Source organism: Rhodocytophaga rosea (assembly GCF_010119975.1).
GTDB lineage: Bacteria > Bacteroidota > Bacteroidia > Cytophagales > 172606-1 > Rhodocytophaga > Rhodocytophaga rosea.
This window is the reverse complement of record NZ_CP048222.1, coordinates 7,756,576-7,780,670: the sequence shown is the minus strand read 5'-3', so window position 1 is coordinate 7,780,670 and position 24,095 is coordinate 7,756,576. Positions and strand designations below refer to the sequence as shown.

Annotated in this window: 17 protein-coding genes; 6 read left to right on the top strand and 11 right to left on the bottom strand. The window is 42.9% G+C overall.

Annotated features, from left to right (window positions below; all coding sequences use genetic code 11):
- Nucleotides 1–302 precede the first annotated feature (302 nt).
- The 3 genes from GXP67_RS31910 to GXP67_RS31900 form a co-directional block, all read right to left on the bottom strand.
- Nucleotides 303–1,229 carry an alpha/beta hydrolase gene (locus tag GXP67_RS31910; RefSeq protein WP_162446861.1) on the bottom strand — a complete coding sequence of 309 codons (927 nt, stop codon included), beginning with the start codon at nt 1,227–1,229 and terminating at the stop codon, nt 303–305.
- Nucleotides 1,230–1,831: 602 nt separating this feature from the next.
- Nucleotides 1,832–2,023: a hypothetical protein gene (locus GXP67_RS31905; protein ID WP_162446860.1), complete on the bottom strand. Its 192-nt coding sequence runs from the start codon at nt 2,021–2,023 to the stop codon at nt 1,832–1,834.
- Between the two features lie 253 nt (nt 2,024–2,276).
- Nucleotides 2,277–2,990 (bottom strand): hypothetical protein, encoded by a 714-nt coding sequence (locus tag GXP67_RS31900; RefSeq protein WP_162446859.1) that lies wholly within the window; start codon nt 2,988–2,990, stop codon nt 2,277–2,279.
- Between the two features lie 119 nt (nt 2,991–3,109).
- Here GXP67_RS31900 and GXP67_RS31895 point away from each other — a divergent pair, with 119 nt between their 5' ends.
- Nucleotides 3,110–3,634 carry a class I SAM-dependent methyltransferase gene (locus tag GXP67_RS31895; protein WP_162446858.1) on the top strand — a complete coding sequence of 175 codons (525 nt, stop codon included), beginning with the start codon at nt 3,110–3,112 and terminating at the stop codon, nt 3,632–3,634.
- Between the two features lie 38 nt (nt 3,635–3,672).
- On the opposite strand, the gene GXP67_RS31890 is transcribed toward GXP67_RS31895, so the two are convergent.
- Nucleotides 3,673–4,962 carry a sensor histidine kinase gene (locus tag GXP67_RS31890; RefSeq protein ID WP_162446857.1) on the bottom strand — a complete coding sequence of 430 codons (1,290 nt, stop codon included), beginning with the start codon at nt 4,960–4,962 and terminating at the stop codon, nt 3,673–3,675.
- Nucleotides 4,959–5,636, bottom strand: coding sequence for a response regulator transcription factor (locus GXP67_RS31885; protein WP_162446856.1), 678 nt, complete (start codon nt 5,634–5,636; stop codon nt 4,959–4,961). The genes GXP67_RS31890 and GXP67_RS31885 overlap by 4 nt, the downstream gene beginning before the upstream one ends.
- 149 nt (nt 5,637–5,785) lie before the next feature.
- Between GXP67_RS31885 and GXP67_RS31880 the strand changes: the two genes are divergently transcribed.
- From GXP67_RS31880 to GXP67_RS31865, 4 genes are all read left to right on the top strand, one after another.
- On the top strand, nt 5,786–7,267 hold the full coding sequence (locus tag GXP67_RS31880; protein WP_232064725.1) for a TolC family protein: 1,482 nt from the start codon (nt 5,786–5,788) through the stop codon (nt 7,265–7,267).
- A 29-nt stretch (nt 7,268–7,296) separates the two neighbouring features.
- Nucleotides 7,297–10,527, top strand: coding sequence for an efflux RND transporter permease subunit (locus GXP67_RS31875; protein ID WP_162446855.1), 3,231 nt, complete (start codon nt 7,297–7,299; stop codon nt 10,525–10,527).
- Complete coding sequence (locus tag GXP67_RS31870; RefSeq protein WP_162446854.1) at nt 10,524–11,666, top strand: efflux RND transporter periplasmic adaptor subunit; 1,143 nt, start codon at nt 10,524–10,526, stop codon at nt 11,664–11,666. The genes GXP67_RS31875 and GXP67_RS31870 overlap by 4 nt, the downstream gene beginning before the upstream one ends.
- Before the next feature lie 63 nt (nt 11,667–11,729).
- Nucleotides 11,730–12,425: a LamG domain-containing protein gene (locus GXP67_RS31865; protein ID WP_162446853.1), complete on the top strand. Its 696-nt coding sequence runs from the start codon at nt 11,730–11,732 to the stop codon at nt 12,423–12,425.
- 164 nt (nt 12,426–12,589) lie between these two features.
- On the opposite strand, the gene GXP67_RS31860 is transcribed toward GXP67_RS31865, so the two are convergent.
- Together GXP67_RS31860 and GXP67_RS31855 are read right to left on the bottom strand one after the other, a co-directional pair.
- On the bottom strand, nt 12,590–13,726 hold the full coding sequence (locus GXP67_RS31860) for a glycoside hydrolase family 43 protein (protein ID WP_162446852.1): 1,137 nt from the start codon (nt 13,724–13,726) through the stop codon (nt 12,590–12,592).
- Nucleotides 13,727–14,129: 403 nt separating this feature from the next.
- Entirely contained in the window at nt 14,130–15,470 is a 1,341-nt protein-coding gene (locus tag GXP67_RS31855; RefSeq protein WP_162446851.1) for a vanadium-dependent haloperoxidase, read from the bottom strand.
- An 879-nt stretch (nt 15,471–16,349) separates the two neighbouring features.
- Between GXP67_RS31855 and GXP67_RS31850 the strand changes: the two genes are divergently transcribed.
- Complete coding sequence (locus tag GXP67_RS31850) at nt 16,350–16,991, top strand: 3-keto-disaccharide hydrolase (protein ID WP_162446850.1); 642 nt, start codon at nt 16,350–16,352, stop codon at nt 16,989–16,991.
- A 251-nt stretch (nt 16,992–17,242) separates the two neighbouring features.
- Here GXP67_RS31850 and GXP67_RS31845 read toward each other — a convergent pair whose 3' ends face one another.
- The 4 genes from GXP67_RS31845 to GXP67_RS31830 form a co-directional block, all read right to left on the bottom strand.
- On the bottom strand, nt 17,243–18,631 hold the full coding sequence (locus GXP67_RS31845; RefSeq protein ID WP_162446849.1) for an efflux transporter outer membrane subunit: 1,389 nt from the start codon (nt 18,629–18,631) through the stop codon (nt 17,243–17,245).
- 16 nt (nt 18,632–18,647) lie between these two features.
- On the bottom strand, nt 18,648–21,794 hold the full coding sequence (locus GXP67_RS31840; RefSeq protein ID WP_162446848.1) for an efflux RND transporter permease subunit: 3,147 nt from the start codon (nt 21,792–21,794) through the stop codon (nt 18,648–18,650).
- Between the two features lie 45 nt (nt 21,795–21,839).
- Complete coding sequence (locus GXP67_RS31835) at nt 21,840–23,009, bottom strand: efflux RND transporter periplasmic adaptor subunit (RefSeq protein ID WP_162446847.1); 1,170 nt, start codon at nt 23,007–23,009, stop codon at nt 21,840–21,842.
- 126 nt (nt 23,010–23,135) lie between these two features.
- Nucleotides 23,136–23,903: an IS5 family transposase gene (locus GXP67_RS31830; protein WP_162441854.1), complete on the bottom strand. Its 768-nt coding sequence runs from the start codon at nt 23,901–23,903 to the stop codon at nt 23,136–23,138.
- Nucleotides 23,904–24,095 lie beyond the last annotated feature (192 nt).

Below are 24,095 nucleotides of genomic sequence, written 5' to 3'. Positions count from 1 at the left end.
TTTGTTCAAGTAAATGACAGAACAATCCTTTCGCCAGTCTTTAAAAACTCTCCTATTATGCTAAGAAGGAACTTTTGGGTAAATAATTAGCTGATTTGCTGTTCATTATCGGACAGGATTATGTTCATTTCCGGGCAATATTCCTTGAGAATTAAGTTGCAAAATGTCAAAACAGGCATGCAGATCCTTACCTGCCTATAGCAATACTTTACCATTGTAGCCTATATAGATGATAAAAACAGATAAGACTACTATACACTATCTCTCTATTTCTGATTTGCTAAGTTTGCTGTCCTACATTCTTATAAATTGGCTTTCAGGAACTCGAAGATTTTTGTCCGGATGGATTCACTATCGAACTTTTCGCCGAAATGTGGCGCACCATCTACAATAATTACTTCATTTTTAACTTTTACCTGATCTAAATAAGATTGCAGCAACAAGGACTGGGTATAGGGTACTGACTCATCTTTCTCCCCATGAATGATCAGAAACGGAGGATCATTTTTATCTACATAACTAACCGGGCTGGCAGCTTTTGCCAGATCAGGTCTTTTTATGGGGGAAGCACCCAATAATAATGAGATGGGATTTTCGGCTGCCAGTATTTCAGGATCGCTGGAGAATGCCAGTAAATCTGATGGCCCGTAAAAGTCTACTACGGCTTTGATTTTAAAGGAAGGTTTCTTCTGAGCCGGATAAAATCCTGTGACTGAATTATTATTGGATAAGCCCAGTACAGAAGCCAGATGGCCGCCTGCCGAAAAACCAATAAGTGCTATTCGTTCCCGGTCGATATTATATTTCGACGCTTGCTGGTAAAGAAATTCTATGGCCTGGTTGCAGTCATGCATTTGGGCAGGAAAGGGTGCAGTTGTGCTGAAACGGTAATCGATAGAGGCAAAGGCATACCCATTATCCAGAAAATCTTTGACCGTCTGTTTCATATACCCCATATCGGCATATTTATCATTGGTCATCCAGCCGCCGCCATGTACCCATATCACTAATGGCAATTTACCCTTGGACTGTGATGGGAGGTATATATCCAGCAGGTGTTTTTTTAAGGTATCGCCAGCATAGGGTATATTCTGGTGAAAGACAGTAGAGGCAGGAAAAATGCTTTTGATACGGTCAGGGATTTGTGCGGCACAGAATGTGGTGGCTCCCACAAAAAAGATCAAACAAAATAAAAGGAGTATGCTTACTGAGGTGTTAAAATTTCGCATAGGATCATTATTTCGGGAAAATACTCGAAAAATTCATATCAAATAAAATGGTTTCTAATTTTTATTTCTAGTGATTTATTTGAAAGGTGAAGTAAACTGACAAACAGATTTTACTGTAAGAAGTAAATGTTGTTTAAGAGAAGTGTGCGATACTGCTTGCTTGAAAAAAATGCCAAATCAGGATGGATTGCTGAGTAGTAAAATGGGGTACTTTGCCTGCCTGGAAAAGCTTCAGGTTGCCACTGTATGAAGTACCAGGTAACCGGCCAGTAAATACATACCAAATAAGATAGCAGCCACACTCATAAGGGCCAGCAGGGGTACAAGAAAAATCATCAGATAGAAAAAGATACCCTTTTGCCTCCGCCATCATCGGTTCATGCAAAATTTTCACCGGAAAGAAAGCTGGCAACAGCTAAGAGGTAGAAAATAAGTTCGGTAATAAAACCAGATCCTTTCACATAGCAGGTTATAATCACCAGGATTAGGCTTATTGCTAAACAAACTTCATAGGCACCAAATGTTGCAAGTGGCATAGGTAACTTTTTATACATAAAACTGATTCTGTGAGCTTTACATAAAGAAACCCACAGAATCAGTTTTTAATCAATGACGAGCCAGTCCTTGAGAAACTCTAGTTTAGAGTGGTATTCAAGCCTGGCCTGGCGGCTGTCATTATTTGACACAACAATTATTTTTTGACCATCTACCTGGGTGTCGATATCATAGATGGCATTGGTATGAAAGCCTTTACTTTCATCTTTAGATAAAAACTTTGCTTTACGAGTTACCATATAGCCTATGTTAAATTGTACAACAACTTATTACATAATTACTAAATATTGCAACGATAAGCATGAGCCATACTGTTCATGCCATGTGTAAATGAAAAGTATACTAATTTACGATCCTTCTGCTATTCAGAAAAGAGATAGAAGGAATTTTATCTTTCCTAATTAAGGAATACCTGAATGAGTCAATAAGCAATTACAAACCAGGTAAACAGTCTCCCTATACGCTCTGCACTACCATTATGACTGGAACTTCTTATATTACTGGCTGGGAATCCCATATTCTGTCGGAAGTCTGGCTTTGCCCATGCCGGTTTGTAAAGAAAGAATGGACACAAAGCAAACTGCCAGTCAGCAGGAATATACTTACAAAAATTGCCGAAGACATTGAAAGTCCGGGAAGGATCAGGCATAGCGGGAAGATAACAGCCAGCCAAACCAGAAAGGTACACATACTTAGATAATTCATAGAACGGAGTGGATAATTTGCAAGTGCCCGCCACCTGTTTAAATCCCCTCCCCACTGATGTACAAACTTGTAATATATATTGCCCTGGTGGGTAAATCTGTAGAGTAATAAGGGGTCTAAATTTCCATATGCTACACTGAAAAGCTCACTGGGCGCTACTATCCTGTAATTTCTGGGATCTATTTTTTCTTCCAGTATCTCCTTATATTCACTTTCAAAAGATACCTTCTTTGCAGGCACCTGTGCATCCATTACACCCCTGAATAAGTTGACAGGTAAACATCTTAATCTGTATTTAATACAGATGGCACGCACTTGTTCTTCAGAATACGTCTGCTTCAAAAATTGCTTCTGCTTTTTTATTTGCCTTTCTTGTAAGAGACAAGTATTAACAAACCATACACTTGCCTCCGGATCGTCTACTAATAAGTGTTCCGCTACTGCTGAAACTGAATAGGCGGCAGCGGCTTCCAGTTCCTTTTTTAAATTTACACTGAACATAGCTTTAGGAGTTTGATGAATAATAAAGTAAGACTAGTCATTAGGAAGGTACAAAAAAAAGAGAAATGAAAAAACAAAAACGCAGGAAAGTATAGAGTATTCATTCACAAATATTTACTATGGAATTTTCAGACGCTATTGAGCTTATCCGGCATCCGGAATCAGGAAACGTAAGCCGGAGTATATGGGCAGATCTGGGATGCGGAAGCGGGTTATTTTCCTTTGCCTTAGCAGCCCTATTGCCGGAAGGAAGCCACATTTATGCCATCGATAAGAATCCGGTGAGCCTGAATAAACATTCTAAACCGGCACAGACCATTATTCAACCACAACAGGCAGATTTCGTAACCCAGGAACTTTCATTGCCTCCCCTGGATGGTATACTCATGGCTAACTCTTTGCATTATGTGAAAGATAAGATTTCATGCCTTACTAAACTGAGTACTTATCTGAAAGAAAATGGTGCTTATATTATTGTGGAGTATAATACCGAAACAGCAAACAGATGGGTTCCCTATCCGATTCGTTTTGAGACGCTGAAGGATATGTTCGCAACACTGGGATACACCAAAGTGAATAAACTGCGTGAAAAACCATCTTTGTATGGAAGAGCTAACTTATATGCTGCCTATATCAGCCGATAAACCGCTTGATTGCCGATATCATGCCTTACAACCATGGGTCAATGCGATTTAGGCTCTGGTACCAGTTCTGTTTTTAGCAGACACATCTGATGCATACCTTCTACATACGTGTATTGAATCTGTAATTGATTATTGTCGCAGATCTGTTTAACAATCGCCAGGCCTAAGCCCAGCGAATCGGCACTGGTAGATTCTTTCTTAAAGCGTTCAAAAAGGCGTTCTGGTTCGGTTTTAAGTTTGTCACCTGTATTGCTGACACACAACTGACCAGAGGTAGACTTTATCTGGATTTGCCCGCCTGGCTGGTTATGCCGGATGGCATTATTTAATAAGTTACTGAGCAGAATATCTGCCAAGGACGGCGAAATAGTAGCAATAAAAGGCCCCTCATTTACTACAAACGTTTTCAATTGACGTATCGTCAATATTTCCTCAAAATCAATGAGCTTACTAATGGCCAGTTCTGTAAAGTTAAGTTTTTCAACATCGGTAAATTGTTTGTTTTCTATTTTAGCCAGTAAGAGCAAACCCTGGTGCAGGCGCGACATGCGCCTCGAAGCCTGGTAAATTTCATCGATCCAGTAGGTTTGAGCAGAAGTTAGTTCAGGGGATTGAATGAGTTGTTCGACCCTGGCATTAATCAGCGAAAGAGGCGTTTGAATCTCATGGGAGGCATTTTCTGTAAATTCCTTCAGGCTCCGGTAATCATGCTGCATCTTGTCAGACATCTTTTTCAGCACCTCATTAAGTTCATTGAATTCAGTAATTTTCTCCGGGGCTAATTCTATCTTCTTACTGCTGGTCAGGTCAAATCCCTTGATTTTAGCTAAAGTATCGTAAAAAGGCCGCCATAAATTCCCAGATAAGGTCCGTTGAAACCAGAACATTGATCCCAGCAGCAAGCCCAGAAAAGTAAGCATCGCCAGGGTGATCACTTCAATCAGTTTATACGACTCAATGAGTGATTTACGTATCGAAACCCGGTAATCAAGCTTGCCAATAGTAGTATAAAAGGTGAGCTGGCGGAAAGGATCGCTGTTCGCTTCATAGCGGTTATAAATGAGTGTATCTTTAAATTCTTCAGTAATAGGCGCACGTTGCCTGACAGGCAATACATCAATTTTGTTTTCTACAAAATAGCAACTCCCCGACCAGCTTTCCTGGTCTTTCATAAAGGCTTCAAAATCCTGCCTTTCCACCTGCAAACGGCTTTCCACTTCGTCGTAAATTACTGACCGGATGATCCAGTAAAAGGCAAAACCGGTTATTAAATAAATGGCTAAGGAAAAAAGCAGGTAGATCCGGCTGGTTTTGGTGAGTAATTTCAAGGATTTACAAATTTATACCCGATACCATAAATTGATTGTATATAATCTTTATTACTTTTTTCCAAGAGTTTCCGCCGCAGATTTTTAATATGGGAATATACTATATCAAGCGAATCGGCTGAATCAATATTATCCCCCCAGAGGTGTTCAGCAATGGAAACTTTAGTTAAGGCTACTTCTATATTAGAGAGAAAATACATCAGCAGATCGTATTCCTTCCGGGAAAGCGTGGTTTCTTTGCCAGCTACAAATACTTTCCGGGCAGCAGTTTGTACCTGAATGGCATCAAAGTTGATTTCGTTGCTGCCTCCGAAATTTAACCTTCTGATCAGCGATTTTAACCTGGCATTGAGCTCAGATAAATGAAAAGGTTTGGTCAGGTAATCGTCTGAACCGATAGTAAGGCCTTTGATTTTATCTTCCAGTGCATTGCGTGCCGAAATAATAATGACACCAGTAGTAGCTGATATTTTCTTGAGCGTTTCAATAATGCCAAATCCTTCCCCATCAGGCAAGGTGAGGTCGGCGATGATACAATCGTAATTGTACACGTTTACTTTTTCATGGGCCTGCCAGTAAGTGGAAGCCACTTCACAGATGAATCCTTCTTTATTCAGGTAGTCAACTATGCTCTCCGCTAAGCCTTTTTCATCTTCAATTATTAGAATTTTCATACTACATAGTTTGGGAATAACACCAAAAATAGGAGCCAATTCTGTAAACATTTGGGAATTATACCTTTTAAATAAAAAAATCAGAAGAATGGTTCGATTCCCAAATGTTTCCAACATTCACCTGTAGTTTTGGCTAAAATCTTTGAAAAGTGAACAAAATTATTCCAATGAAACGCCAGACTATTTTAAATAAACCCAACTCAACCAGTATAAGAAGCAATTCTTCCGAAACCGGAAAAACTGGTTTAATCCAATGGGTAATAATTCTGCTAATAGCAATTGTAGTAACAGCATTGAGTTCTCAACCCTCGCTTGCCCAACAGCAGGATTTGTTTCAGATACTCGAGCAGAGCAAGCATAATTATCCACTTATTAAGGCTAAACAAGCTGAAGTGCATAGCGCCGAACGGAAAGTACAGTCTGCCAAAAGTGAGTATTTGCCCAACTTAACCGTACAAGACCAGTACACCTATGGAACCAGTAACAGTGTAACCGGAGCCTATTTTCCCAACGAAGGTACGGCGCTCTCCCCTTCCGGTGGTATACGTCCTGACAATATTTATCAGGCTACCTTCGGAAGTTTTACCTCTGCTTTAATGGAGTGGAAAGTGATTAACTTTGGAAAAGTAGCAGCCAATGTACAAACCGCCAGAAATGAGCGGAACAAAACCCAGGCCGATTACGAAAACGAACTCTTTCAGCACCAGGTTCGTGTGGCCGATGCCTACCTGCTTACCCTGATCAGCCAGAAACTGGTAGATATACAGCGCAATAATGTTGAGCGTACACGAACGGTGAAGGGAGTAGTAGAAGCCGGAGTTGTTTCAGGTATGCGGCCTGGGGTAGATAGTTCACTGGCCAATGCGGAATATACCAAAGCGCAACTGCTTCTGCTGGAAAGCGAACGCAATGAAAAAGCCCAGCGGCTGCGTTTATCTGAGCTAACTGGTATTTTACAGGATAGCATTCAGGTGGACAGCATGGCCTTTTATACCCAGTTGCCTGCCCAGCTTTTGTCTGTACAGGCCAATGAGAACAATCCGGTTTTACGCTTATATAATTCTCAAATACGGGTTTCAGAAGCCAGAAGTGTAGCCATCCGCCGCTCGTTTCTGCCTTCCGTTTCCCTGATCGCCGCCGGATGGGCCAGAGGTTCGGGCATCTCTAATCAGGACGATAGTTATCATACAGACATGGCGAGCGGATTTAAGTATCAGGTGTATAATTATATGTTTGGTATTTCTACCCGGTGGAACCTGACCAGTTTTTTCCGCATCCACAACGATTTCCGTAGTGAACAATTTCAGGCGCAACGTTACAAAGAACTTTACAATCAGCAGTCTCTGGCCATAAGCCGGCAACTCAAAGAAGCACAGATGCAGGTACAACTCTCCCTGGAACAAGCCAGGCTGGCACCTGTGCAGTTAGAAGCTGCCAGGGCAGCGTATAATCAATCCCGTTCCAGGTACCAGAGTGGCTTAGCCGACCTGCCTACGTTCATCCAAAGTTTTTTTGCCCTCAACCGGGCAGAAGTAGACCGCATCGTAGCCAATAGTAGCGCCTGGCGCTCTGTATTACTACAAGCGGCAGCAGCCGGCGATCTGTCTCTTTTCCTCAACCAAGTCAAATAATTATTTCTAGTATATAAACAAGTATTGCTATGTATCAATTAATTAGAAACGCCCTGCGAAAACCTATACTGGTCGTCGTAGCCGTTCTGGGAATTCTATTTTTTTCAATTCTTTCTCTATTCACCATTCCGGTAGATATTTTCCCAAACCTGGATCTGCCAACTATTTATGTGGTGCAACCCTATGGTGGAATGGCGCCGGATCAAATGGATGGCTTTATTGCAACCAAGTACCAGGATCACTTTTTATATGTTTCCGGTATCCGGGATGTAGACGTAAAAACCATACAAGGGCTTTGTTTGATCAAACTGCAATTTTATCCAGGAACGGATATGGCCCAGGCAGCAGCAGAAGTAGCCAATAATGTTTCCAGGGCTAAAGCCTATATGCCCGAAGGAACCGTACCTCCGCAGGTTGTGCGCTTTGATGCCAGTTCAGTCCCGGTTGGGCAATTAGTGTTTGAAAGCAAAACCAGATCACTCAATGAAATCCAGGATTTTGCTTCCTCCCGGGTCCGGCCCATGTTCTCCAGAATTGAAGGGGTATCTTCACCTCCGCCCTTTGGTGGCAATCAGCGGACCATTGTGGTTCGGGTAGATCCCAGGTTAATACGGAGTTACCAGCTTACCCCAGAAGAAATCATTAAAGCCATTGTCAGCAATAACCAGCCTTCTCCGGCAGGAAATATCCGCATCGGCAATCGCACCTTAATGACGCCGGTAAATTCGCTGGTCAACAAACCGGAAGATTTTCTCAACATTCCTATCCGAGTGGGTGCCGGACCTACGGTGTTTGTAAGGGATATTGGCACCGTAGAAGATGCCGCTGATATCACGGTAAGTTATGCCCTGGTCAATGGAAGACGGGCGGTATACATTCCGGTCGTAAAAAAATCAGATGCTTCTACGCTGGATGTGGTGAGTAAGATTAAAGCGGCGCTGCCAGAATTACAGAATGCCGTACCTGAAGATGTAAAAATCTCCTATGAGTTTGACCAGTCGGTATATGTAACCAATGCCTTAAAAAGCCTGGTAACAGAAGGAGTATTGGGTGCTGTACTAACCGGGATTATGGTACTGCTTTTCCTGCGTGACTGGCGCAGTGTGATTATTGTAGTGATCACCATTCCTATTTCTATTTTTTCAGCGGTGATTCTCCTGAACCTGGTTGGCCAGACCATCAACATCATGACCTTAAGCGGACTGGCACTGGCCATAGGTGTACTGGTTGACCAGGCGACGGTTACGATTGAAAATATTCACCAGCACCTGGAAATGGGCAAGCCGAAAGCCCAGGCGATCTGGGATGCCTGTAAAGAAATAGCCTTCCCCGAATTCCTGATTTTGCTGGCGATTCTGGCGGTTTTTGCCCCAGCTTTCGTGATGAATGGAGTGCCCAGGTCTATGTTTTTGCCTTTGTCCTTATCGGTAGGTTTTGCCATGATTGCTTCTTTTCTGCTGTCGCAAACTTTTGTTCCGGTACTGGCCAACTGGCTGCTGAAAACGTATCCTACCCATGAACCAGCTACTCTGGCCCTGGATACACAGGAAGTAACTACCCTGATTGATGAAACGAATCATCCACCAGCCAGACTTTCCGGATTTGATAAATTTAAGCTGAAGTATACTCAGCTATTAGAAAAAGTGGTGCACCGTAGATCACGCACGGTAACACTATATCTGGTGGCCAGTATCGCCTTAATTGGCCTGGGTTTTTATTTCATTGGAACTGATATTTTACCTAAAGCCAATAGCCGCCAGTTTCAGTTGCGTTTACGGGCACAGGACGGTATGCGAGTAGAACGCACAGAAGAAGCGACGCTTAAAGTGTTAGACATTATTAAGTCGCAAGTAGGGGCTGAGAATGTAGCCATTAGTTCTGCCTATGTAGGTACGGTACCTTCCAGCTATGGAACTTCTAACATCTTCGTATTCAACAGCGGTCCACATGAAGCGGTGTTACAAGTCTCCCTTCACGAAGATTTTCCGGTACAGATAGATGAATTAAAAGAGCAATTGCGGGATCAGATCACCCGGAAAATACCTGGCCTGCGAATCACATTCGAGCCCATTGAATTAGTAGATAAGATCATGAGCCAGGGTGCAGCAACGCCCATTGAAGTAACCGTTGCCGCCAAAGATGTAGAAGAAGCCGGGCGTTTTGCCAGAAAGATTCAGGAGAGAATGCAGCAGATACCGTTCTTACGCGATGTACAAATTGCCCAGCCCCTCTCCTATCCGGTATTGCGGGTAGAAATGAACCGCGAAAGAGCTGGTCAACTGGGCATAACTTCTACCCAGGTAGCCCGTTCGATGGTAGCGGCTACTTCTTCCAGCCGCTTTACCGATAAAAACTTGTGGCTTGATAATTCCAAAGGTCTGGCCTATCAGGTTCAGGTGCAGATTCCGGAAAGCCAGATGTCGAGTGTGGATGCCATCGGTAATATTCCTTTACATTCAGGTGACATGCACCCGGTACTATCGGATGTGGCCACCTTCTGGGAAGAAACCGCTCCAGGTCAATATGATCGTTCAGGACCTAACAGGCTGGTTACTATTAATGCTAACCTGCATGAAAAAGACCTGGGTGCCGCCAACAAATCCGTACAACAAGCCATTGCAGACGCAGGAACACCACCTCGTGGGGTAATTATAGAGCAAAAAGGACAGACGAATCTGTTAACCGAAACCTTGAGCAGTTTACAGACCGGGCTGATGATCGCCATTGTGATTATTTTTCTGCTGCTGAGTGCTACCTTTCAATCCTTCAAATTATCCTGGGTGGTGCTTTCTACCATTCCGGCTGTAGTACTCGGTTCCATAGGAATGCTTTTACTAACCGGAGCAACCCTGAATCTGCAATCCTATATGGGCTTAATCATGTCGGTAGGTGTATCAGTAGCCAATGCCATTCTGATGGTAACCAATGCCGAAAACCTAAGGCTCCAGCTGAAAGATGCCCGGAAAGCCGTAGTGATGGCGGCCAACAGCCGTATCCGTCCTATTCTGATGACCAGTATTGCCATGATTGCCGGTATGATTCCGATGGCGTCTGGCTTAGGAGAAGGCGGCGACCAGATTGCTCCCTTAGGACAAGCCGTAATCGGTGGACTGATTGCCTCTACCCTGGCTTCACTGCTGATTCTCCCGGCTGTATTTATTCTGATCCAGCAGAAAGCTTCCTTACAATCCGTTTCTCTCGATCCTGAAGATCCACAAAGTAATTTTTATACCCAATCTAATCCGCAAACAACTTTATGAACATAGTAAAATCTTTATGGCAAGTTTTCCCTTTCATGATAGGGGTAGCTGCCTGCCATTCAGCCGCAGAAACAGAACATAAAAACCTGGCTGATGCACCCCAAACCCAGTTAGTAGAAGTTACACAGGTGCAGCAATTACAGCCTGCCAAGCAGATTACTTTACCCGGTGAACTCAAACCCTGGAACAAAGTTTTAATTTTTCCCAAAGTGAAAGGCTTTGTGAAAACAATCAATGTAGACCGTGGTTCGGTTGTGAAAAAAGGCCAGATATTAGCCCAGTTGGATGCACCGGAAACAGTAGCCGAATTAAGTCAGTCGAAAGCGCAGTTACTGGCCGCAGAAGCCGCTTTGCATGAACAAAGGGCCAAATTTGAGGCAAATAAATCTACCTATCAACGATTGCTGCAAACCAACGCGACACAAGGTGCCGTATCGGTAAATGAACTGGAACAATCCCGGGCCAGAATACTGGCTGATAGCGCTACTGTAACGGTTGCCCAGGGAAATGTACAAGCTGCTCAGTCTTATTATCAGACCAAAGCACAATTAGTCAACTACTTAACCATTACGGCTCCTTTTGATGGCCTCATTACCGAACGCTCAATCAGTCCTGGTGCACTGGTAGGACCTGGAGATGGAAAAGCCAGTCCATTATTTGTATTGGAGGAAAATAAAACCTTGCGCCTGACTATTGCCATTCCGGAAATGTATGCCAACCAGATTCCGCAGAAGAGCGAAGTAAGTTTCGCAGTAAATGCCATTCCGGAAAAGCAGTTTAGCGCCCAATATGCCCGCAGTGCCCGCAGTGTACAGGAAGAAAACCGCTCGATGATGGCTGAGTTTGATGTAGACAATACATCCAATGAGTTGAAAGCCGGCATGTATGCTGAAGTTAATTTACCTATTACACGCTCTGCTCCTACCTTGTTTGTGCCCATAAAATCACTGGTAAGTTCCAGTGAGCGCATGTTTATTATCCGGGTGAATAATAATGTAGCCGAATGGGTAACGGTGCAGAAAGGCAATGTGGTGGATACGCTGGTAGAAGTGTTTGGGGAAGTACAGCCAGGGGATGTAATTGTGCGCTCCGCTTCCGAAGAGCTAAGAAACGGGCAAGCTTTGCAGGTAAGGCAATAATATCAAAACCTTCCTGTAACTACACAGAAATTATCTGTTTAATAAATAATCTCATCGGTAATTATGCATACTTACATAATTAGTTTTCTGATTGTAAGCCTATTAGGAAATACGGCAGATCGTATATCAGACATAAAAAGCAAACAAACTTTAGATTTAAACCATGCATTTACTTTTGAGAAGGATTCGGTAAATGAACTTCCTCATGGCTGGAAAAATATTTCCGGAGAATGGAAAGTGACAGATGATGAGGAAAATAAAGTCATTTCTCAAGTTGCCCCAAAGCCAAAAAGCTATTGCAACATCGCTATCATAGACACGCTGCAAGAAAAAAATATCCGGATTTCTGCCAGAATGAAATTTACTGGCGGCAAAAAAGAACGGGGAGGCGGCATTGTCTGGCGATACCAGGATACAAAGAATTACTATCTCCTGTGGATCAACCCATTTAATAATTGTATCACGGAATACCGGATTAAAAACGGACACCGGGTCGAATTACCTATTTATGGCAGAACCAGGCTTCCGGATGTGCCTTTTAAAATAGCATTACATAAGTGGTATCAGATAGAGTTGCAGGTGATAGAGGATGAATATATCTTTTTTATAGATGGGAAAGAGCTTTTCAGGGAAACTGACAAGGCTTTTACGAAAGAAGGATATGTTGGAATATGGACAAAAGCCGATGCGCAAACCTATTTCGATAACATCGAAGTACAGCCTCTCCTATTTAAAGTTCGCACTGATAACAGTGAGTAAATCCTGTGTTTATTTAGCAGTGTACTATAACAAAGTTGTATTTAATAAACCCTAATAAGAAATAGTATAAAGAGTAATAAAGGCTAACAATGAATTAATTCTTTACCTGAAGATGATTGATTTATGATCTATCATCTTCAGGTTTTCTATAAAAGGATTGGGTGCTATTGTATGTATGCATTCACTGTTGCGATGCTGCCATCCTGTTGATGGGTTAATTCTGTTACTTTAATATTGCGGAGATGCGTCTGGCCGGAGAGTTGGGTATCATGATAGAACAAATACCATTTTTCTTTATATTCTACGATTGAATGATGATTTGTCCAGCCTTCTACCGGATTTAAAATAACTCCTTTGTAAGTAAACGGGCCATAAGGGCTGTCTCCGGTGGCATAAGCGATATAATGTGTATCTCCGGTAGAGTAGGAAAAATAATATTTGTTATTATACTTGTGTACCCAGGCAGCCTCAAAAAAGCGGCGGTCATGGTCTTTGGCTGATAATGATTTGCCTGTGGAATCCACTATCTGAATCTCTTTAACTGGTTCGGCAAATTGCAACATATTTTTATTCAATCTGGCTACCTTCGCTCCTAATGGCATCCCATCTGCAGGTTCCTGGGCAGCGGTAGAATCATATTTTCCGGTTTGCCAGCGTTGTAATTGTCCGCCCCAGATGCCTCCGAAATACATATAAAACGATCCATCGGTATCTTTAAACACTGCCGGATCAATGCTGTAACTGCCTTTGATAGGTTCCTTTTCAGCTTTGAAAGGGCCGCTTGGAGAAGTACTTGTAGCAACGCCAATCCGGAATATATTTTGTTTGTCCTTTACCGGAAAATATAAGTAATACTGATTGTTTGCATAGGCAGCATCTGGTGCCCACATTTGCCGGCCTGCCCAGGGAACATCTTTTACATCCAGTGCTACGCCATGATCCGTTACTTTACCACCCACACTATCCATCGAAAGAACATGATAATCCCGCATGGCAAAATGATCGCCATTGTCATTTTGAGGAATGCCAGCTTCAATATCATGCGAAGGATAGATATAAATTTTTCCTTCAAATACATGCGCTGAAGGATCAGCTGTATACATGTGCGATACCAATGGCTGGGAAACCGGCGTTGGCTTCTGAGGGGTAGTTATGGTGTCTTTCGTTTCGGTTTCTACAGTAGCCTGTTGCGATTCTGATTTGCGGCTCTCGCATCCACTTATTAGTACAACAATAACTACTTGTACAACGATAGCATTCAGCCCTACAACAATTTGTTTGACAGATGGATATTTACTCATTGGGAATAGAGAATTATTAAGTGTGATGTCAGTAATATGGAGATAATTCTAAAATTGAACAACTGCTTCAAAAGCTTTCTTGGGATTATTATTCTGGTAAAACAACAACGCCTGAATTACAGCTCTGATATTCATAAAGTAACAGGGGTTCAAGGCAGAAAATAATAAAGATAATATAATTATGTTTGCTTCGTGCCTGTCTGGTCAGTTTCAAAAGATGCCAAAATCAGGTTAGACAGCCAGATAAATTCTAGTATGCGTTCATCCTGGTTGAATTATCATCAGTCATAAAAGTACAAATAATCCAATTATTATTGCACTATAAACCATAAGGTGGATTCCCAGGCACTCAGGCCCGAAATATCCACCTTATCACTTAAGTAACACAATACCTACTAAGATCTCAGGGTGTGTTTAAATTGATTTTAGAAATATTATCACCTAATTCATTGCCTATTTCAATAGTAATATTCTGGGTGATTTGGTAGTGAATGCCTGCATATACTCTGGATTTGGCTGCTTCTTCTACCAGTTTGCTGATAGAGGCATATTCTCTGGGCGCATCTCCCCTCCAACCATATGCATTGTCCTTTATTGGAAGATCACCAAATTCTCTTTTCAATACCTGCATTGCAGGAGCATAAAACCCAACAAGCCCGGAAGGATATTCCGGGTAAGGAGGAGTAGGTAAATAGGATAACCAGGCTGGATCAATATGTTTTCGAATATAGGTAATGGGCCGGAGAAGGGGAAGCTGATATTTTACCTTCCATATGATAAGCGTAGCTTCCTTAAAACAAATTCCAGTTCTGGCATACATTTCTGCAGCTTGTCCCAGGTTTAATTTTTTGCCTTCCAATACTCCTGTTATAAGAGAAAGAGCATGATAAGGTGCTGGAATGCCTACGCCTGTCCCACCTGCATCAGCCCACCAGTTGGCAATTGCTTTTTGCTCATCCGTCAATGATTTTCCAATGTCATATACGTGCTTATTGGCTTTATAGAAGTTAGATTCCTTGTCTTCCGAATAAGTATAAGGAAATGAACGTACTTTGAAATTGAGGGTTGATGCCAGAAAGGGCCTTTGATTCTTTAAATAAGGGCCTACCGGATTAGGAAAAGCTGGTGGGGTAAGCTCCCATGAGCCTGGAAATACAGGAATTGTATATCCCACACTGGAAAGGTTAAAATTATCAGTAGTCGACCAGTTGTAAATCGCATTAGCAATGGAGCGGCCAAAGGCTTGAGAACGGGCAATCACCTCATGAGTTGTGTTTGATTTAAATTTGATATTATAAGCATTTTCCATCGAATCTATCCTGGCTTTATCAGCATCGGACAGCCCAGACAAAAGCTGTTTTGCCAAACTAGCCAGGGCTGCATTGGCAGAGGCACCCCACAGATACTCCTTGTGTTTTTCCGGTGTGGGCATGGCTGGCATCTGGTAGAGCTGAGTAGATAAACTAAGTGAGCCTTTAATACCGGGATGGACAGCTTCATACACTCCTACCCCTATATACCCAAAATTTCTGAAATTTAGTATTGGAACTGGTTGTGGACTTGCCCCAAATTGAACTTTTGCTAATAATTTATACCAGTCATGTACTACATCGGCCGGTTCCTGTTTCTGGGTGTCTTTGGGCCACCATTGCTCTAATTCATCGCAACTAAACAGAAAGCTGAAAAGTAAAAGCATGAATACAAGACTTCTCTTGGGTTTTGGAAAAACGGGTGGTGTTCTCATAACATACGATGGTTTGGTGAAGAAAAGGAGAGAAATTTATTAAAAGGGAAGTATGGGATAAGACAGGCCCAATCAGGTCAGCGTATTACTGACTTGTATCTGCTTTACCTGAATAGGATAGGAAATGAGGCTCAGATCGAAAAAAATAACTGAACCTACTTAGTGATCTACAGCCTATACAAGCTGTAAGAAGGTTTATAAATTTGCGGGTATGGTTTAGTAAAATCTACAATAAATTCGGACACTTACTGTAAAACACCTCCTCAGGATTGGAGTAGAAAAATCGCCGGCTTGCCTTGATCCTCTTAATAAAAATTGCAGCATCTGAACTGCTCAATTGAATCCTTATACTACAAGCGAACCTAAATATGATGGTAATAGTAATAATCTTACTGTTAAAAATCAAGGTATACCTACTTTATTTTTAAACATTCGGGTACCAGTTAACCAACTGAGTAAAGCAAGCTTACAATTAATTCAGATGGTATTCGTAGCAGGATCTTTTATTCAGGAAAAAGGATGTTTAGAACACTGCAAGAGTTGAATCTATTTATGGAAAAATCATTTTTTTATTTGATTCATAGGGCGGGCTTAAAACGTTCCGGTAACAACTTTATGCAAATTTTGGGGTGTTTCCCTATTCTGGCTGCTCATCAATTTCAAATAAACACCAAGCCAAATCTCAATCCCTGTTATCGATAAGTACTTTTTTTTAAAGCAACAGACATATCCGGAAATACTGGGTTGTAATATTCATTTCATAAAAATTGTATTTAGCTGTAGAGAATATACCTGCCTGTTTTTCTTTAAAGAAAATATTTCTTAGGTTATGGAAATTTTCCAGTAAAACAGACACACTTTTAAAACAATAACTAAATCATGAGAAAAAATAGTATATGGGCTTTAGCCTTATTGCTTGGGCTGATTTTCAGTAATATGAAGGAAAAGAACAAAAAAGATGAATGGATTAGCCTGTTTGATGGAAAATCGCTGAAAGGATGGAAAGTGGGTGAAAATGCAGCCACCTTCAAAGTTGAAAAGGGAATGATTGTCGTTGAAGGTCCCAGAGCACACTTATTTTATCAAGGTCCGGTTCTCAATCATACGTTTACGGATTTTGAATTTAAAGCACAGGTAATGACTACCCCAGGATCTAATTCAGGTATATACTTTCACACCGATTACCAGGAGGATGGCTGGCCATCTAAAGGCTATGAGGTACAGGTAAATAATACCCATACGGACTGGAGAAAGACCGGAAGTTTATATGCCATTCAGGATGTGAAAGAAATTCCTGCGAAAGACAATGAGTGGTTTACCGAGCATATTATTGTTAAGGGAAAGAAAGTAACCATCAAGGTGAATGACAAAACCCTGGTTGAGTATACAGAACCTGACAGTGTGAGTAGAAGTACAACAAACGCCCGAAAAATTTCATCTGGAACATTTGCCCTGCAAGGCCACGATCCGAAAAGTAAAGTGTATTATAAAGAAATCATGGTAAAACCTCTTTCTCAATAAAACTGCTTTAATCCAGGTACTGAATCAATACTCCTTAAAGGAATGACTGGGTGGTTTTAAATGGAAGAGTAAAACCACCCATGACAAATAATAGCTAATAAAGTATCCCCTAAGCACCCGGTTTTCTTTGACTTAAAAAGCTCTGTACACTTCCGTTCAGTTTCTTTTCTGATTAACACATATTTCATACGCTGATTTATCCCGGCTTTTCTCTCCGCTGACAAGCAAAGTGCTGATAGGAAGCGAAAGTATTATTTCCATCCTCCGCCTAACGAACGGTACAAATTGACAATGGCCTGAAGTTGTTGCAAACGGTCGTTTACAGCCCCCAGTTCTGCCTGTAATAAACTCTGGCGGGCCGTGATCACTTCAGGATAAATCGCAAATCCGTTACGCAAGAGTTCATTTGAGTATTCCACGGACCGTTGCAGGGCGGTAAGCTGGTTAGAGCGGATACTCATTTTTTCGAGGGCTGTCTGATGGAGAAACAAGGCATTCGATACTTCCTGTCCGGCAGTTAACAATGTTTGTTGAAAGTTAAATAACGCACCCTGTTGCTGGGCACGAGCCACCTCTAGCCTGGTCCGGTTGGCCCGCTGGTTAAAAATAGGCTGCACTAAACTGCCCCCGATTCTGGCTGCTAAAGAAACCGGATCAATCCAGTGGGCAAAGGTAAGGCTGTTGAGACCTGCTGAGCTTGTAATGACCAGCGAGGGATAGAAATACGTCCTGGCTACATTGGTGAGTTCATAATAATACCGGAAGTTGTATTCTGCCTGTTGTACATCCGGCCGGTTGGCCAGTAATTGCGCTGGCACACCGGTCTGGAGATTTTCGATGGATTGTTGGTCTGCTAAAGTACTGCGGTTAATGGCAGCAGGAGGCAATCCCAGCAGGGTGCTTAGCACATTTTCAGTTTCCCGGATTCTTTGTTTCAGATCAGGAATGGTTACTTCAGCGGCATACCGCTGGGCTTCGCTTTGTACCACAGCCGCTTCGGTAACCAGGGCAGCATTTTTTAATTCCCGCATGGTTTGCACCGTTGTATCCCAGTTGGAAACGGTTTGCTGGGTGATCATTAGTTGCTGGTCTAAGGCGAGGAGCTGGTAATAATAACTGGCAATACTGGCTACTAAACTCGTTTGAACCGTTCTGGCAGCAGCCTGCGATTGCAATAAATTAGCCAGATTGGCTCTCCGGTTGCTGCGTAATTTTCCCCAGATATCCACTTCCCAGCTGGAAGACAAGCCGATCTGGTATTGCTGGGCTCTGGTACGAATGCCAAAACCTTCGGCTTCTGAGAGTTTGGAAGTAGTATAGCCCAGGTTGGCATTCAGGGTAGGGAGTAGTGCGGCTCCGGTCTGTAAATAATAGGCCTGCGCCTGCTCGATACGGGTGTAGGCGGTTTTTAAATTCAAATTCTGGGCAATGCCTTCTCTGATCAGATTTTGTAATAAAGGATCGGTAAACAGTTCATTCCAGGTCAGGCTGGCAATGGTGGCGGTATCGCCGGATGTAATATCGCGGTACAATCCATCAGTAGTTAGCGGAGGAGTCCGGTAGCGGTCTGTTACCCGGCAGGAGACTGTCAGCAGGCCTGTAAAAAAAACGAGAAGGGTATATTTTATGTATTTGTTCATAGGCACGACCCGGTTTTCAAACCTGTTGTTTTTCTTCTACCAGATGTTCTGTAGGCCGTCCACTGATGCGCTCCTGTATGGCCTGGAATACGACAAATAACACTGGAATAACAAATACCCCAATAACAGTTCCGATCAACATTCCTCCTACTGCTCCGGTACCAATAGAACGGTTACCGATAGCACCGGCCCCGGAAGCCAGCATCAATGGAACCAGACCCAGAATAAAGGCAAAAGAAGTCATTAATATAGGCCGCAACCGGGCTTCTGCACCTTCCAGCGCAGCCTGTACCAGGGGCATCCCATTCCGCCTGCGCTCTAAAGCAAATTCTACAATCAGAATGGCATTTTTTGCCAGCAATCCGATCAGCATAATTAAGGTAATTTGCAGATAAATGTTATTGGTAATGCCAAACAAGCTTGCAAATATAAAGGTACCGGCAAGTCCGACAGGCAAGGAAAACAAAACGGCAAAAGGAAGGATATAACTTCCATACTGGGCGCTCAGCAGCAGATATACAAACAGAATCACCAGCAGGAAAATAAATACCGTTTGTCCGCCGGCTGATAATTCTTCTCTGGTTAAACCTGAAAACTCGTATCCATACCCTAATGGTAAGGTTTGGGCGGCCACCTGCTCAATAGCAGCAATCGCATCCCCAGAACTATAGCCGGGTTTAGGCGAACCTGTTATGCCGATGGAAGTAAACAGATTGAACCTGGAAATAGCCTGCGGTCCATATACACGGGTTAAGGTGATAAATCCGGTAATCGGAGCCATGGTTCCATTGACATTTCTCACATATACATTATTAAGGCTTTCAGGATTTGCCCGGAACGCAGGATCTGCCTGGTACATCACCCGGTATTGTTTGCCGAACTGGTTAAAATTAGAGGCATATACGCCTCCATAATAGCCCTGTATGGTTCCCAAAATATCACTTACCGAAAGTCCGGCTTCTTTCACTTTGGCAACATTTACATCAATCTGGTATTGCGGGAAGTTGGGATTAAAGGCAGTAGAAGCATATTGAATTTCCGGACGTTCGCCCAAAGCTGAGAGAAAATCCATGGCTACTTTATAAAAACTGGCAATATCCTGTCCGCTTCGGTTCTGCAACTGAAACTCAAATCCACTCGAGGTACCAAAACCTTGAATAGTAGGCGATCCAAAAAAAATAACCCTGGCATCCCGGATACCTGCCGTTTTTGCAAACATCTGGCCGATAATGGACTGTACATCCTGCCCTTTTCCTTTCCGCTGATCCCAGGGTTTGAGCCGCATAATGACCATTCCATAGTTGCTTCCTGCGCCGCTGATCATTCCCCGTCCGGTAATGCGTAATATATTATCTACCTCCGGAACCGTTTTGGCAATACTTTCTATCTGCCTGGTTATTTCCTCGGTCCGTTCCAGCGAAGCAGAAGGTGGCAAGGCGATGTCGGACATGACAGAACCCATATCTTCACTGGGAACAAACGTGCTGGGTGTAGTGGCCATTAAATAGTAAAACACCCCACCAAAGACAAGTATTAATGCCCAGGCTACCCATTTTTTCCGGATCAGGAAGGCAACCGCCTGTTTATATTTTTGGGTAGTGGCTTCAAATGTTCTGTTAAACCAGGCATAAAACCGCTGAAGCAGGTTTTTCTTTGTATGATCTTTCGTATGTGGTTTTAGAAATATCGCACATAAAGCCGGACTTAAGGTTAAGGCATTGACAGCTGACAAAATAATGGCAATGGCCAGGGTAAGACCAAATTGTTTATAAAATACACCGGCAGAACCAGTAATAAAACTCACCGGAACAAATACCGCTGCCATTACCAGGGTAATTGAAATGATCGCTCCTGAAATTTCACCCATGGCATCCACAGTAGCTTTCCGGGCAGAAGTATAGCCCTGATCGAGCTTGGCATGGACGGCTTCCACCACCACAATCGCATCATCGACCACAATACCAATGGCCAGTACGAGCGCAAATAAGGTAAGAAGGTTAATCGTGAATCCAAATAAGCTGAGAAAAAAGAACGTACCCACAATCGCTACCGGCACAGCAATCGCCGGAATCAGGGTAGAACGAAAATCCTGTAGGAAGATAAATACGACCAGAAATACCAGCACAAATGCCTCAATCAGCGTACTGATTACTTTCTCAATAGAAGCATCCAGAAAGTCGTTGGCATTTACCAGGGTAACATAGCGGATGCCTTTGGGAAAGGATTTAGAGGCATCATCTAATACCTGTAAACTACCTTCAATTACTTCTTTGGCATTAGAGCCTGCCGTCTGGCTGATGGCTACCCCCACTGACGGATTGCCATTAGTAGTAGTGGTGCTGGCATAACTAAGGGCTCCCAGCTCTATTCTGGCAATATCTTTCAGCCGTAATAGCTGCCCGCTTCCAGTAGACCGGATGACCACATCACCAAAGGCTGCTGTATTTTTCAGCCTACCTGTGTACTTAATTACGTATTGAAATGACTGCAACCCTTGTTCTCCAAACTGGCCAGGTGCTGCTTCAATATTTTGTTCCGCCAGCGCGGCACTTATATCAGCCGGAACCAGTCCATAAGTAGCCATTACATCGGGTTTGAGCCAGATCCGCATGGAATATTCCATCCGCCCAAAGGCGCTTGCTTCTCCTACGCCTGCCACCCGTTTAATCAGCGGGACCAGATTAATTTCGGCATAGTTCTGAAGAAAGGTCTGGTCATAGGCCGGATTATCGCTATAGAGAGAAAAAATCACCAGGTTACTGCTCTGGCTTTTGGCGGTGGTTACCCCGGCACGGGTTACTTCCTGAGGCAGGAGGCTGGTAGCACGTGATACCCTGTTTTGTACATTTACAGAAGCCAGATCCGGATTGATTCCTAATTTAAAATTGACAGTTATTCTCGCACTTCCGTCATTTCCAGCAGAAGAAGTCATATAGGTCATTCCTTCCACCCCATTGATTTGCTCTTCCAAAGGCACTACCACACTATTAAGCACCACATCAGCATTGGCTCCCTGGTATGAGGCAGAAACCACCACTGTTGGCGGCGCAATTTCGGGATACTGGGCAATAGGCAAGGAAACAAGGCCAAGTACACCGAGTATTACAATGATAATTGAAATAACGGTAGATAATACCGGCTGTTCTATAAAGCGGTTAAACATATATCTTTTATTAAGGACCTCACAAAGCTTACCTTATGGCTATCTTTATTGTAATACCTGCCGGTACAGACTATCGGCGCTTACTTCCCGTGGCTTGATGGCTGCTCCTTCACGCAAGGTAGCCACCCCTTCCACTACAATCTTGTTGCCTGGCTGTAAACCCCGCTGTACTACATAATACTGTCCATTGTTATTACCCATCACCTGTATCTCTGTACTTCGTACCGTTCCGGTATTTTCAACCAGGTATACAAATAACTTACCTTGAATCTCATAAGTAGCTTTCTGAGGAATAAGCATAGCTGAATCCACTTGTACAGGAATACGTACGGCTCCACTGCTGCCACTGCGTACTATATTACCTGGATTTGGAAAAGTAGCCCGTACCCGTATAGAACCAGTTTGTGTATTGATCATCCCGCTTGCCGTTTCAACCCGGCCTTTTTGTGGAAATTCTGTTCTATCCGCCAGAATCAGGGAAACCGGTGGAATACTGGCCAGCCTTTCTTCAGTGGTCGTGCCTTTTGTATTCCGGGAAAAAGCCAGTGCCTGTTTTTCGTTGATCGAAAAGTAAGCATAAATTTTTCCGATGTTGGATACCGTAGTCAGAGGCTGAGCGGTGGTACTGCTGACAAGGCTGCCGATTTTATACGGAATGGTTCCTACTACGCCATTTACCGGACTGGTAACCTGTGTATATCCCAGATTCGTCCGGGCATTGGCAAATGTAGCTTGCGCCTGTGCCAGAGCAGCCTGTTTAGCTTCCAGTGTAAACTGTGCAGATTCCAGTTCATACTTACTGATAATGTTTTTTTCTACCAGCGGACGCACTTTATTTACCTGCATCTGTGCTGAATTTACATCTGCCCGGGCAATTTTAATGGTAGCTTCTGCCGTTCTCACCTGCTGCTCGTACTGAGGAGCACTGATCTGAAAAAGGAGTTGCCCTGTTTTTACAGTGGCTCCTTCATCTACATAAATCCGCTCAATATAGCCGTCAATCTTGGGGCGTATTTCTATATTCTGCTGCCCTTCGATGGTAGCCGGATATTCGTTGTTTAAGGTGGCAGAGCGTTGCTGAATGGTGATAACCGGATAATCCTTTACTGCACCAGCTTGTGTACCAGCTGCCTGTTGATTATTTCCGCCGCATGAAGAGAAGAATAATAGTGCCGCTAGTGATGCGGCTGACAAAAGATAAGCTGTTTTAGCCATAATGGTACGAATTGATAACCTGGCTTACTAAACACAGACTACGAAGAATTATACGTCATACAAACGCATTACGGACACCTATTTAAGCTTTTCCCTGCATAGATTATAAGAGAACGTTTTGAAATATTATACTGGTTTTCTTTTAAGCAGTGTGTCAATAAAGGCTAATTGTAGCATAGCTTCCGAACTTTCTGTGCTTTTCTCAAAGTCACGGCTCAATCTACGCTTAAAATTGAGCCATCCGTAACTGCGTTCTACCACCCAACGGCCTCCTGCCGGCACAAAGCCCTTTACGCTTTCAGGCTTTTGTACAATTTCTACCTTCCATCCATAGTCTCTTTCTATCTCTTCTACAAAGGTATCTTTGTAGCCATTATCTGCTTTTAGTGTATGTAGGCGGCAAGACTTACCCTTCAGCTTAGCTGCTAACTCATAACCGGCTGTAGTGTCTGACACATGGGCGGCTGTTACATGCACAGCCCAAGGAATACCTAAACAATCCACTGCTAGATGTCTTTTTCTGCCATTCACCTTTTTGTTGCCATCTATGCCCTTGTCTTGGGAAGTAAACTGTACAATCTTTACACTTTGACTATCAATAGCTAACACGCTTGGCAAGGCTTGTCGGCCTGCTTTTTTTCTTTCTCTGATTGCTAAAAAAGCCAACAGCTCTTCGATGATGCCTCGCTTCTTCCACTGCCTGTAATGGTAATAAATGGTTTGCCAGGGTGGGTATTTACTTTCCATGTTGCGCCATTGACTACCTGTAGTAAGTAGCCATAGAATAGCATTAAGAATAACACGTTTGTCATGTTTGATTTTTCTTTGGTTATCTACTACTTCCTTGATAATTTCCCACTCACAATCAGTGAGTTCGAAGAATCTTTCTTGCATAAAACTTTTTGGTTGGACACCACAAGTTTACTCACTGATTCTTTCTTTTACCCTATTTCTATCCTTTCAAAACATTCTCTAATATATTCCCGGAAATATTTAATTGAATAGGGTATCTGTCATAAAAGGAAAGCTAAGTGCAGTTTCTGTTGACACAAATATGTTATACATTGACGCATTTCGGGCCAATAT